13 protein-coding genes and 1 tRNA gene are annotated in these 12604 nt (G+C 65.0%); 1 reads left to right on the plus strand and 13 read right to left on the minus strand.

Annotated elements, in window-relative coordinates; translation table 11 throughout:
- Positions 1 to 82: 82 nt before the first annotated feature.
- The 12 genes from AC6IW9_RS06080 to AC6IW9_RS06135 all read right to left on the minus strand — a co-directional run bounded on the left by AC6IW9_RS06080 (position 83) and on the right by AC6IW9_RS06135 (position 11187).
- Positions 83 to 1114, minus strand: coding sequence for an IS110 family RNA-guided transposase (locus AC6IW9_RS06080; protein WP_497764843.1), 1032 nt, complete (start codon positions 1112 to 1114; stop codon positions 83 to 85).
- Between the two features lie 187 nt (positions 1115 to 1301).
- Positions 1302 to 1826 (minus strand): SRPBCC family protein, encoded by a 525-nt coding sequence (locus AC6IW9_RS06085; protein ID WP_497770255.1) that lies wholly within the window; start codon positions 1824 to 1826, stop codon positions 1302 to 1304.
- Positions 1823 to 2812: a vWA domain-containing protein gene (locus AC6IW9_RS06090; protein ID WP_497770259.1), complete on the minus strand. Its 990-nt coding sequence runs from the start codon at positions 2810 to 2812 to the stop codon at positions 1823 to 1825. Before AC6IW9_RS06090 ends, AC6IW9_RS06085 begins: the two co-directional genes overlap by 4 nt.
- On the minus strand, positions 2812 to 3426 hold the full coding sequence (locus AC6IW9_RS06095; protein ID WP_497770261.1) for an MxaK protein: 615 nt from the start codon (positions 3424 to 3426) through the stop codon (positions 2812 to 2814). The genes AC6IW9_RS06090 and AC6IW9_RS06095 overlap by 1 nt, the downstream gene beginning before the upstream one ends.
- On the minus strand, positions 3423 to 4424 hold the full coding sequence (locus AC6IW9_RS06100; protein ID WP_497770264.1) for a vWA domain-containing protein: 1002 nt from the start codon (positions 4422 to 4424) through the stop codon (positions 3423 to 3425). Before AC6IW9_RS06100 ends, AC6IW9_RS06095 begins: the two co-directional genes overlap by 4 nt.
- The gene (locus AC6IW9_RS06105) at positions 4421 to 5326 is read right to left on the minus strand and encodes a nonribosomal peptide synthetase MxaA (protein ID WP_497770267.1); all 906 of its coding nucleotides are present in this window, start codon (positions 5324 to 5326) and stop codon (positions 4421 to 4423) included. The genes AC6IW9_RS06100 and AC6IW9_RS06105 overlap by 4 nt, the downstream gene beginning before the upstream one ends.
- Positions 5323 to 6159: a DUF58 domain-containing protein gene (locus AC6IW9_RS06110; protein WP_497770269.1), complete on the minus strand. Its 837-nt coding sequence runs from the start codon at positions 6157 to 6159 to the stop codon at positions 5323 to 5325. The genes AC6IW9_RS06105 and AC6IW9_RS06110 overlap by 4 nt, the downstream gene beginning before the upstream one ends.
- Positions 6156 to 7187, minus strand: coding sequence for an AAA family ATPase (locus AC6IW9_RS06115; RefSeq protein ID WP_497770271.1), 1032 nt, complete (start codon positions 7185 to 7187; stop codon positions 6156 to 6158). Before AC6IW9_RS06115 ends, AC6IW9_RS06110 begins: the two co-directional genes overlap by 4 nt.
- 126 nt (positions 7188 to 7313) lie before the next feature.
- The gene (locus tag AC6IW9_RS06120; protein WP_497770272.1) at positions 7314 to 7616 is read right to left on the minus strand and encodes a methanol dehydrogenase; all 303 of its coding nucleotides are present in this window, start codon (positions 7614 to 7616) and stop codon (positions 7314 to 7316) included.
- A 63-nt stretch (positions 7617 to 7679) separates the two neighbouring features.
- Entirely contained in the window at positions 7680 to 8258 is a 579-nt protein-coding gene (moxG, locus tag AC6IW9_RS06125; RefSeq protein ID WP_497770273.1) for a cytochrome c(L), periplasmic, read from the minus strand.
- A gap of 41 nt (positions 8259 to 8299) precedes the next feature.
- The gene (gene moxJ / locus AC6IW9_RS06130) at positions 8300 to 9205 is read right to left on the minus strand and encodes a methanol oxidation system protein MoxJ (RefSeq protein ID WP_497770275.1); all 906 of its coding nucleotides are present in this window, start codon (positions 9203 to 9205) and stop codon (positions 8300 to 8302) included.
- Between the two features lie 107 nt (positions 9206 to 9312).
- Positions 9313 to 11187, minus strand: coding sequence for a methanol/ethanol family PQQ-dependent dehydrogenase (locus AC6IW9_RS06135; RefSeq protein ID WP_497770278.1), 1875 nt, complete (start codon positions 11185 to 11187; stop codon positions 9313 to 9315).
- A gap of 343 nt (positions 11188 to 11530) precedes the next feature.
- Between AC6IW9_RS06135 and AC6IW9_RS06140 the strand changes: the two genes are divergently transcribed.
- Positions 11531 to 12400 (plus strand): serine protease, encoded by an 870-nt coding sequence (locus AC6IW9_RS06140; RefSeq protein ID WP_497770280.1) that lies wholly within the window; start codon positions 11531 to 11533, stop codon positions 12398 to 12400.
- 16 nt (positions 12401 to 12416) lie between these two features.
- On the opposite strand, the gene AC6IW9_RS06145 is transcribed toward AC6IW9_RS06140, so the two are convergent.
- Positions 12417 to 12491: transfer RNA gene (locus AC6IW9_RS06145), tRNA-Val, on the minus strand.
- Positions 12492 to 12604 lie beyond the last annotated feature (113 nt).

A 12604-nucleotide genomic window follows, 5' to 3' on the forward strand; every position in this document is an offset into this window, starting at 1 on the left:
AACCGAATCGTTCATCACGTCTCTTTCGCGTTCGCCAAGCTCGAAATAGTGAAGCTCCTTCATCGTCTCCCTGGTGGGAGGGCTATGCTCGGGCCCTGGCGAACTTCTCCTTGCGGAAGGCCTCGCCCGTCGTCATGACCGCCCAGATGATCCTGCCGAGCTTGTTGGCCAGCGCCACCGAGACGAAGCGCTCGGGCTTTCTGGCGCGCAAGGCGTTGATCCAGTCGGCCAGCTCGCCCTCGTATTTCTCGGCGACCCGGATCAGCGAGGTCGAGCCCACGACGAGCAGCTTGCGCAGGTAGCGGTTGCCCTGCTTGGTGATCGAGCCGAGTTTTTCCTTGCCGCCGGTGGAGTTTTGCCGCGGGGTCAACCCCATCCAGGCCGAAAAGTCTCGTCCCGCCGCGAAGATGCGGCCATCGGGAACGATCGACCGGACGGCCGTGGCGATGATGGGGCCGACGCCGGGGATCGCGTCGAGCAGGCGCGCGACTTCGTCTTGGGCCAGGGCCTGCTCGATCTTTGCCTCGATCGCCTCGATCGATGTGTCCAGCGAGGCGATCTGCGCGGCGAAAATATCGACGCAGCTCTTGGCGATCTCGGGAAGCGTCGCGTCCTGCCTCGCCCGCTCGATCAGCTCGTCGACACGGCTTATGCCCTTGGCGGCGACGATCCCGAACTCCGACAAATGGCCGCGCAAGGAATTGACGAGCATGGTGCGCTGCTTGACCAGCAATTCGCGCGAGCCGTGCAGCATGAGCGTCGCCTGCTGCTGAGCGCTCTTGACCGGAACGAAGCGCATATCCGGGCGCGACGCCGCCTCGCTGATGGCCGCGGCGTCGGCGGCGTCGTTCTTGCCGCGCTTGACATAGGGCTTGACGTAAACCGGCGGGATCAGCCGCACCTCATGTCCCATCGCCGCGAGCTCGCGGCCCCAGTAGTGCGCCGAGCCGCAGGCTTCCATGGCGACGAGACAAGGCTTGGCGCCGGCGATGAATTCTCGGAACTTCGACCGAGATAGTTTCCGACATACGCAATCTCCGCTTTCGTTCTTGATCGCATGAATCTGAAATGAGCCTTTGCCAAGGTCGACGGCGATTCTGCTAAACTCCTTCATGGACGGCCTCCCTCTCTGTGGCGCTCCGGCGGCCACACTTTGGCACTCTGATGCCCTCGAGGCGGGGCCGTCCACACCATCATTGCGAGGGCCGAAGCGACGAAGCGATCCAGAGCCGTGGAGCGTGTCGCTTCGCCCGCACTGATGGAATGGTCCGCGCTTCGCATCGCCGCCATGAGTCCGGCCTCTATTTTCCTTCGACCTTGTGCTTCAATCCCTGCAGGCCGGAGGACAAGAATTCGGACATGGCCGTGCGGGCCGCGTCGTCGTTGAGATTCTCCGGCGGCTCGTTGCCTGTGTCGCCGCGGTAGAGACGCCCATACCATTGCACTTCGCTTCCGCCGCCCGCCGCGGGCTTGATCGTGAAGGTCACCGAATAGGAGCTGATCGGCAGAACATCGAGATTGGGATCGGCCATGCGATAGGAATATTTGAAAGCGGCGGGATCATATTCGTCCAGGCTCTCCTTCAGGACGCCGCCTTTGCGGAAGGTGAGCTCGCGCTCCGCGCCGATGGCGTCGCCGCCGGCCGCCTTCACGCTCTGAATGGCCGGATGCCAGGCCGCGAGCCCGTCGAATTTTCCGGCGACCGCCCAGACCGCCTTCGGATCGGCGGCGATGGCGATCGATTCATCGACCTTGATCGGCGTCGGACCATGCGCGAGCGCCGGCGATGCGACCAGCGCGGCGAGCAGCATCAGATAGATTTTCATTTCTTCTCTCCTTTCGGGCGCCTGTTCATTCGGCGTGCGGTCGTTCGTTCGAGCAAGGGCGTCGCGACGAATGCAGCGAAAAGCAACGCCCCTGCGGATGCGCCGAAGAAGGGACGCAGATCCAGCATCGCTTCGCGCTGTCGCGGCGTCGCGGCGGATTCATAGGCGCGCGCCAGCGTCGCGGCGCCGTCGAGATGCGCGTAAGCCAATCCGGTCTTCTCCGCGAGCGAGCGAAGATAGGGCTCGCGAACCGACGACATATGTTCGACGCCGGCGACCATCGTTGCGCCGAAGGGCGCATTGCGGGCGTTGTAGCCCTCGCGCTGCTCGGCGCCAGGCGGCGGCAGTCCGTGGCGGTTCTCGTGCGGCACGTCGTCGACGCCGTAGAAGCCGATCTCGCGCCCCTCGTCGTTGAACTTCGGGATCGGCGACAATTGATAGCCGCCGACGCCGACGATCACTCCTCTGGTCTCGCCGGGCCGGCCGTCGAAGACGGGCCCGCCCGAGGCGGGAAGCGGCGGCGCCTCCTGCCCGTCGGTGAAGAACAACAGATCCGCGCGCAGCTCTCTCGCCATCTCGATCGCACGATAGAGGCCGGCGGCGATATGGCTGTCGCCTTCCCAGGCCATGCGCCAGTCGAGCGCGTCGATCGAGCCGCCGAGCTGGGCGAAATTGCCGCAGACCTCGATCGGCTCGTAGAGCAGAAAAGGCCGGCGTTCCGTGAACACGCCGAGCGCGACGCGCGAGCCGCACGGCAGCCCGGCGAGCATCTCCCGCAGCGCCGTCTTCACGGCGTCGATCCGGCTCTGCGGACGGCCGTTCATGGCGTAGTCGCGCGTGTTCATGCTGCCGGTGATGTCGACGACGAGAAGCGCGTCATAGCCGGCGCGAGCGACGGCGATCTGCGGCGCGAAAAAGCTCGTCGCCAGCAGCATCGTCGCGGCGAGCAGCAGATGGAGCCGCGGATCGCGCCAATCGGGCCGCATTACGGGAGGCCTTTCGGCGCGCCGGGCGTGTCGGTCCAGAGCTTCTTGGGATCGGCTTGAAGCTCGTCGCCCTGTTCCTGCTGAAAGCTCGGATAATCGCGAACGAGGCGCGATGCGACGTCGTAATTATACTTTGCGTCCCAGAACCCGGGCGCGAGTTGGAGCGCGCGCCGATAATCGCGCTTCGCCAGATTGACGAAAGGCGGCGCGGCGTCGAGCTCGCCGCGCTCGATGAGGTCGAACGTCTTGCGCAGCAGCGCATTGGCGACGAGATAATGGCCGCGCGCGCGCAGCCCTTCGTCGCCGCGGCGGTCGAGCGCGTCGACCAGGAGGCGCGCGCGATCGACCTCGTCGCGCTTCGTCAGAAAGGCGATGCGCGCGAGCAGCAGCTCGGGCGCGGCGTCTTCGCCGATCTCGATGTCATGACCCGTGCGCAGCCCCTCGATCGTGGCGTTGGTCGCGCGCGCGTCACGCCAGAGCGCGAGCGAGACGAGAGTCCCCGCTGCGAGCGCGCAAAGGACGAGGACGAGCAGCGACGAGCGCCATTCTTTCCATGCGGCCGCCGCCGCTCGGCGCGCGTGCGCAATTCGCTCTCGCAGCGCTTCGGCCTTCATGCGCGTCGCTCGCGAGCCGGCAGTGACGCCTCGCTCAGCTTGGCGAGGAGAAGGGCGAGCGTCGCGCAGAGCGCGGCGCCGAGAAACAGGCCGCTCAGGTCGTCGCGCGGACGCTTTTCGACATAACGGACCGGGCGGCGCTCCAGCCGGTCGATCTGCGCGATCGCTTGTTCGGTCGCCTCGGGTCCTTCGGCCTCGAACGCGCGATAGGGAACGCGCAGCGATTGGAAGAAGAGATCGAGGTGGCGTTCGGGCGCGGCTTGCGGCGTATCGAATTCCGGGTCGGGCTTGTCGTGTATTCCCGCGCTTCCGGCGGTGCGGAGAAAGAGCCAATAGAGATTGACGTTCGCCTTTTTCATTTCCGCCCGCAGATCGTCCTGGATGCGCGGGTCGATGACTCCGGCGCCGTCGGACACCAGCACGATCGCGCGAGATCGATCGGGCTCGCCCGAGCCGATCATTGCGAGCGCCATCGCCAGCCCGCGCCCGATGTTCGTGTAATCGAGGCCCGGCCGATCGACGGCGTCGATCGCCGCCTCGATCGCCGCGCGATGGTCGGACATCGGCATCAGCAGCAGGGGCGCGGTGGAAAAGCCGACGACGCCGACGCGATCATGACCGCGGCGATCGACGAAGCCCTGCAGTAGGCGCCTGGCCGCGGAGGCTTTGGATTCTTCGCCTCCGGCCGGCGTGCGCCCGGCGAAGGTCTCGTTCATGCTGCCGCTGCGATCGATGAGGAAGACGATGTCCGCGCCCTCGCCGAGCCGCTCATATTCTTCCCCCGCACGATAGGGTTCGGCGGCGGCGACGATCGATGCGGCGATCGCGCCGGCTCCGAGCGCCTTCAATGCGATCGAGACGGCTCGCGAAACGGCGTCGCGCGGCGCCGCGGCTATGGACGAAAAACGCGATGCGCGCAGCGCGGATCGCAGCACGGGCGCGAGAGCGAAGGGAAGGAGCGCCAGAACCCAGAGGCTTTCGACGCCGAAGCCGCTCATCCTGCGCGCTCCCGTTCCGCGAGCGCGCGAACGAGACTCGCGAGTTCCGGCATGTCGTAGGCTCTCTCTCGCGCGCCGCCGAAGAACCTATGTCGGGAGACGTCGAAAAAGCGTCGGAGCGGCGCCTCCAGGGGCGCGAATTCCGGATGCGCGGTCAGAAAGGCGCCGAGATCATGGCCGAGGACGCTGCGATTCGCCGTGGCGTCGATCGCGCGATGCACGCTGCGCACAGCAGTGTCGAATTCTTCTTCGTCACAGGGACGCCGCGCCTGAGCGCCGAGACGCCGGGCGAGGCGCGCGAAGCGCCGCGTGCGCCGCCGCTGAAAAGGCGGCCAGGCGCGATCATGCGCCACCGCGGCCAGCGCGAGCAGGGCGGCCGCCGCGAGCGCGATGGTCAGCCGCTTCGGCCCGCGCTCTTCGATAACTGGCGGATCGCCGTCGGGACGCAGATAATCGATCGCCTCCTCGGCCTTCGTGGGCGTGACCTCCCGCAACGGCGCGACGCCGACCGTCCAGGCGGGGATCTGCAGCGTCTCGTCGCCGCCGGGGCGGGAGACGATCAAGCCGAAGCCGGGGATTTTGATGTCTCGCACGTCGAGCGACACATAGAAATTCTGATAGGTGAGATGCAGGCGCCAATGTTTCGCCGCGCCGCCGTCGTCGAGCGGCTCGAGAACGACGTCTCTCAGATCGAGGGAAATCGTCAACGGGCCGGGGTTCGGCAGCGATGCGGTTCGCAGCGTCGCGTCGCCGCTCGCGCGAATGTCGATCCATGCGTGGATGAGATCGCCGACGAAATAGCCGAAGGGCCGCTCGGAATGAATTTGCGCGGTCGCCGCGCGCGTGGCGACCGAAGACAAAAGAAACAGGAACAGCATCGCAAATCGCATCGCGCGCCTCACGCCGCCGCCAATCCTCGGCCGAACGCGATCGCATCGAAGGAATCGCGCAGAATGACAGGGGAGCGCGCGCGGCCGATCGCGAGACGCGCTATCTCGGCGAGGCGGCGGCGCTCGTCGTCCATCCAGCGGGCCTGCAGACCCGGACGCATCGCGGTGAGGCGGCGCGCTCCGGTCTCGGCGTCGACGAGTTCGATGAGGCCCCAGCGCGGCGGGATCTCCTCGGCCTGGTCGATGATCGTCACGGGGATCGCGTCATGAAGGGAGAAGGCCGCGAATACGCGGTCGATCAGCCGCGCCGGCCATCGGAAATCCGAAATCAGGAATACGAGCCGACGCGAGGCGCCGAGCGCGGCCGCGGCGTCGAGAAAGCCGTCCGCGCCATCCCCGGCGCAGGTCTGCGCTCTCAGCCCCTCCGCGGCCTCGAGCGCGAGCCGCCGCGATCCCGTCGCGAGATAGAACATGTCTTTCCGAAGGACGCGGTCGCAGCCCATGAGCCCGAAACGATCGCCGACGCGATTGGCGGAAAAGGCGAGCGCGGCGCAGAGGTCGGCCATGACGTCGAATTTCGCGCCGAAGCCCATGGACGCCGACAGATCGGCGATCGCATAGACGTCGATCGCCTGTCGCTGCTCGAAGCGCCGGACATAGGTCTCGCCGAAAGGATCGCGCAAGGTCGCGCGGACGTCGATGCGGCGGGCGTCGGGATGGCGCAGAAACGGCGTCTGATCGCGAAAGACGCCGAAGCCGCCGACCTCGCTCGACGGATGCGATCCGATCCGGTTCGACCGAAACCGCCCGCGCGGTCGATAGGCGATGTCGAGCGGCTCGGTCATGGCGTCGGCGTCGCGTCGAAGACGGCCCGGCAGAGCCGCTTCACCGGCTCGTCGCCCCGCATCGCATAGATCGGATCGACGAAGATGCGATGCGCCATGACTTCGATGAACACCTCGCGAATATCTTCCGGAAGAAGATAGTCGCGGCCCTCGAGCCAGGCGCGCGCGCGCGCCGCGCGCACGAGAAAGGCGAGGCCGCGCGGGCTCGCGCCGCCCTTGACGAGATGGGCGACGTCGAGATCGGGAAGCGATACGGCTGCGGAAGCGGGGTCGATCAGCGCGGCCCACAGGCGCAGCACATAGCGCTGCAGCGCCTCGCTCGCCCGCACTTGCTCCTGGATCGCGACGGCGACGGCGGCGACGGCGCGATAATCGAACGAGCCGGGCTCGACCCGCCGCACGAGCGCGTCCGGGTCGTGAAACCTCGGATCGAACAGCAGTTGCCGGCGCGTGTCCTCGTCGCGCGGCGCAGCGATGGCGATCTCCATGAGAAATCGGTCCCTCGCCGCCGCCGGCAGCTCGAAAGTCTCTTCGCGTTCGATCATATTGCGGTCGGCGAAGACCTGGAGATGCGGGAAAGCGTATTCACGGTCGAATGCGGAGACGCTGCGCTCGGCCATGAGCCGCAGCAGCAGCGAATGCACCTGCGGGCGCGCGCGGTTGATCTCGTTGAAAAAGAACACAGAGAGCGCATCGGCCCGGCGCAGCAGCGCGCCGGGCTCGACACGGGGCCGGCCGTCGTCGGCGAGATAGGTATGATAGAGAATATCGGTCGGCATCATGTCGACCGTGCCTTCGACACGGACGAATTCGCCGCCGAGGGCGCGGGACACCGCCCGCAGCAGCGTCGTCTTGCCGACGCCCACATCCCCTTCCAGAAGGACATGGCCGCGGGAAAAGATCGACACGGTGATGAGCCGGATCGCGCGCGACTGCCCGATGACGGCTTTTTCGATCTCCTGCTCGAAGCGATGAGCTCTGTCCCGCCAGACAGCGAGCGACCCTTCGAATTCCTTGCTCACGCGCACGCCCTTCGAGCTGCATCGGCAGCGCGGCCACGATCTCGGGAAGGACACGATGCGTTGTTGTCGAGTAACATCGTTGGTCCAGATCGTGGCCGCGTTTCTCGGTCGCCGGGGTCGGCGACGACGTCCTTATTGCGCCGGGATCTTGTCGACCTCGTAGATCCACTTGCCGGACTTCTTGAAATAGGCGACGCGCTTCTTGTTGCGCTCTTCCATCGCCTGGATCGAGGTCTGCTGCTTCGCCAGCTCCTTCGGATCGTGTTTGGGATCGTATTTCGAACCCTCGATCTTGTCCGGGAAGCCGGGCTTGGGCTCCCAGCAATTGCCGGCAGCCTTGCACTTCGTGCCGTCATAGGCGAGCGCCGCTCCGAGCGGAGCCGAGCACAGCGCGGCTGCGAGGGCCAGCGCGACTGTCCGATGCTCAAACTTCATTTGCTTGTCCTCCCTTTCTGATGCGATGCGAAAGCGCGCCCGACCCGCGAAGCGCGCTCCCCTTTATTTCCCTTTCGCTGGGGCGCAGAGGCCCGGCGCGTCGTCTGGGAATGTTTCGCCCTGCCGATAGGGCTTGTAGGCCTTCTTCTGCGCCTCGTTGAACCAGGGCGCCTGGGCGACATCGTCCTTGTAGAGATGACGGATCCAGGCGATCACCTTTAGCATTTCGTCCAGCGTCAGATTTCCGTATTGCGGCCCCATCGACGCCTTCGCGCCGCCGAAAATCGTCGAGAACAGACCCGCGTCGGTCTCGTTCTCGGGATAGGTCCAATAGCTGTCGTTGAGGCCTGGCCCGATCTTTCCTTCGCCGACATGGCCATGGCAGCCGGAGCAGGCGGACAGGAATATCTGCTCGCCCTGCTTCAGGCAGCTTTTATCCTCGATATAGGGATCGACGCCGGTTTCCAGGAATTTCTTCACGCCGGGCGTGTCGCGGTCTTCGGGCAATGCGTCATTGAAGTCCAGAGGATCTCCGGTGATCGTATTGCGAAATGACGGCGCCTCCGCGAGGGCCATAGACGCGACACCGCTCACCAAGGCGCAGCACACCAGAATGGACGCGCTTCTCTTATTCTTGATCACGACTTTTCTCTCTCCTGCTCCGGATCCGCAAGAATGCTCGATCAATGAGCGAGCGAGAGAAGCGGAACGCCTTCCGCTTCGAGAATCGCGTCGATCTTCGGCTTTGCGGTCGTCAACGCGGCGTCGATCTGCGCCAATAGCGCTTGGTCGTCACGGCGGACGCCGACCGACTGATCGAATTGCTGCGGAACCTTTTCTCCACTGCTCTTCGCCGCATCGTCCTGGATTACTTCGATGCGCAGAGCCGTCGACGAGGCCTTCACATAGCGGGCGATATCGGGCGCGAAGGCGACGGCGATGTCGGCGTCGCCGCTCGCGACTTCCTGCACCATGCGGCTCGGATCGATCTGCGTGTACTGATTGCGCGCCGAGCGGAAGTTCACGAGTGAATAGAGATAATTCATATTGTTTTCGTAGAGGCCCATATCCTTCATCAGCGTCTCGCCGGGCGATCCGAAGGCGACCGCGAGATGGCCGAGGCTCTTCAGGCGCGGATCATTCCACGACTTGATGTCCAATCCGCGGTCGGCCCGCGTCACGAACACATAGCCGGCGCGATAATAGGGTTTGGAGCTGGCGACGCGAGGATCGCCCGTGTCGAGGCCGATGACGACGTCGCACTGCTTCTTGTCGAGAAGATCGCGCACGACATAGATCGCCGGCCGATCGGTCCAGACGAATTGCGGCTTGCGTTTCATCGTCTCGGCGAGAACGATCGCGATTCTGTTCTCGAGGCCGGTCTGATCCGCCATGGACAGTGGCGGCTGATTCTTCGACGCGCAAATCCGAAGCGCGTTCGGATCGGCGGCTTGCGGCGCCGTCGCGGGTGCGGACGGCGTAGGCTCGGCGTTTTGAATGCCGAGCGAAGCGGCGCCGGCGGTCGCGCTCCACATCAACTGCAGCGCCGGCAGGCAGGACGTCACGACCGAGCGGATTTTACGAGACATAGTTCACCCTGGGAGCGGATCGCGTAGCAAACACGGGCGTCCGGACACATCGACGTCCGGACGCGGAAGTCGCCGCCGAGTGAGTCGGCGGCGATGCGATCTGGTGGTCAGTTCGCCTTGTACTCGCCGAGGCTCAGATCGTCGTACGGTCCCTGGCCGTTCAGCGAAAAGACCACCACGCCGCCGCCCATCTGCGTGTAGTTGGCGAGCTGCTTGAACGCGCCCACCGCGCCGAGGCCGGCGGTCGGATCCTGCAGGTCGAACACGAGGCCCACTCCCGGCCAGCCGCCGACGCCGTACAGGATGGCGACATATTCGACGCCCTTGTGCTGATAGACGATCGGATGGCCGATGACGCCGGACGGAAGCTTGAACTTCCAGAGCAGGTCGCCGGTGTCGCTGTTGCGGGCCTTGATGAAGCCGTCGAGCGTGCCGTAGAACACGACATTGCCCGCGGTGGCCGCCGTGCCGCCCCAAACGGCGAAACGCTCCATCTTCTCCCATTTGAACTTGCCGGTGATGGCGTTGTAGGCCTTGATCTGGCCGAGGCCCTCGCCCTTCTGCCGGTCGCCCTTCGGACCCGGATACATGTTGAGCGTCGCGCCGACGAAGAACTGACCCGCACGATAGGGAAGCATGAAGGGCTCCCAATCCATGCAGATGTGGTTCACGCCGAGGAAGAACAGCTCCTTGGTCGGATCATAGGAGTCGAGGCCCTGGTTGTGATAGCCCATCGCCGACGGACAAACGTCCTTGGCGAGATGGTCCATGCGCGTGCCATATTCCGGATCGCGAACCGGCAGACCCGACTTCAGATCGACCTTCTTGAACACATTGACCGTATCGTCGATCTTGTCGGCGGAGACCAGCGTGCCGTCGGTGCGGTCGAGCGTGTAGACGATGCCGTTGCGGTCCGGATGGGTCAGCAGCTTGCGCAGCTTGCCTTCCTTGTCCTTCTGCTCGCTCAGCATCATGAAATTGATGCCCGCATAGTCCCACTCGTCGTGCGGCGTTTTCTGATAGCCGAACTTCGCCTCGCCCGTCTCGAGATCGCGGCCCCAAATGGTCATCGTCCATTTGTTGTCGCCCGGGCGCATCGTCTCGTTCCACGGCGCCGGATTGCCGCTGCCGTAATAGACGAGATTGGTGTCCGGATCATAGGCGAACCAGCCCCAATTGGTGCCGCCGCCGATCTTCCAGGCGTCGCCTTCCCAGGTCGACGTGCCGAGGCCCTTCTGACCATAATGCGGATTGGCCTTGTTGAAGTCGTCGCCGATCAACACCTCGGAATCCGGGCCGGTGGCGTAAGCGCGCCACTTCTGCTCGCCGGTGCGCACGTCATAAGCGGTCATATAGCCGCGCACGCCGAGCTCGGCGCCGGAAGAGCCGATGAGGACGATGTTCTTATAGACATGCGGAGCGACGGTGAGCGTCGAGCCGACCTTGTAATCGGAGTTCTCGACTTTCCACACCAGAGCGCCGGTCTCGGCGTTCAGCGCGACGACATTGCCGTCGAGCAGCGTCTTGATGATGAGCGAGGGCGTGAAACCGTCGCCCGGCCAGTAGGCGAGGCCGCGGTTGACGATGTCGCAGCAGGCGACGGCGCGGGCCGCTGCGTTCTGCTTCGGCTTGTCCTGCCACAGGATGCGCGTCGGATCGTCGAGATTGAGCGCGAAAGTGTTGTTGGGGAACGAAGTGTGGATATACATCTTGCCGTCGACGACGATCGGCGAGCCTTCGTGGCCGCTGAGCAGGCCGGTCGAGAAGGTCCACGACACCTTCAGATTCTTGACATTGTCGGCGTTGATCTGCGTGAGCGTGCTGTAATGGTTGGCGCTGTAGTTCTTTCCCTGCATCACCCAATTGTCTTCGCTCTTCGACAGAGCTTCGAGCTTGTCCTCCGCGCGCGCCGCGGCGGAGAGCGCGAACGGCGCCGCGAGCAAGACGCTCATGAGGGATACGGAATTCAGCAGCTTCCTCATCGACGAGTCCTCCTGCGACGGGCGCGCGCGCCTCGCGGCGCTTTCGTCGAGCGCTTTCGTCGCCTCGTGAAATTGATTTGACGGTCGTCTGGTCCGAAACCGTCTTGGTTTTGTCCGTCCCTTCTCCGTAGAGAGCTCGATGACGGAATGGGTGGACCGCGAGCATATAAATTTAGGCGGGTTACTCTGTCTGCATGATTTATCGGTCATGTCGGACGGGAAAAACATGCAACGACAACGGAAAATGTCTCGCGTCGCCGCGTCGCCGAAAACCGGCTACATCTGCGCATGAAATTGCGATGACGCGGCGGTCGAACCCGCGCGCGGAAGGAAAGATCCGATCATGACCTCGAGCGGTCTCTCTGCTTTGCTGTCGCGGGCCGTCGGCGAGTCGTTCGTCTCGCGCGTGGCGATTGCCGCTCCGATCCTTTCGGCGATGCTGGCCGGCGCGCTGTTCGGCGGAGTCGGGCGCGGCTCGCTCTCCTCCTCGGTGCGCGAGGCGGCGCTCTATCCGCGCGACGATCGCCGGATATTCGGCCGCTCCGACGCCGAGCGATATCCCGGCGCGGGCGTGCTCATGTGCTACACCGACGTCGGGACGGTCGAGCGCGCGGCGGCCGGATGGCTGATCGGCGCGCGCGACCTCGTCGTCGTGAACGCCCATAATTTCATCGACCGGCGGGGAGCGCCGACGCGCCCGGTCGGCGATTGCTTCTTTCGCATCGCCGAGCAGGATTTCTATTTCGACCCCGAGAGCCTGAGGCTCGGGCCGCCGGGCGCGGGCGCGCTCCATATTACCGACGATTGGGCGCTGCTCCGGCTCTTATGGCCGGCGCCGGAGGCCATAAAGCCTCAGCCCGAGCCGGATGCGAGCGGCGTCGCGACCGGATCGCACATGAAGGTGGTCATGGTCTCGCCCGCGGGCCACGGCAATACGAGACTCGCGGCGACGCTCGAGGCGTGCGAGATTCATCGGATCGACGAGGCCACGGAGGCGCATATCCGTCGCGCGCGCCACGATTGCAGCGACGGCTACGGCGGCTCCGGCTCCGGGCTCTTCGACGACAGGGATCGGCTGATCGCGATGCACAGCGCCTCGCTCGACATGAACGCGCGGCGGTCGTTCGACATCGAGACGCATTACGGCTCGGCGCTGCTGTTCGAGGGCGACCTGCGCGAGGCGATCAGCCAAGCCCTGCGCGGCCCGAGATGAATGCGGGAGGAAGAAATGGTGGGCGGCACAGGGATTGAACCTGTGACCCCTCCCGTGTGAAGGGAGTGCTCTCCCGCTGAGCTAGCCGCCCGTCTATTCGTTTCCTGTACGAAACGATCCCGTACCCGTCAAGAGCGCGAGCGGCCGCCCGGGAAGAGACGACTCCACCGAATGTCGTCGGCTCGACTCACGATGGACGGCCCC

This window comes from Methylosinus sp. shoA, assembly GCF_059718125.1.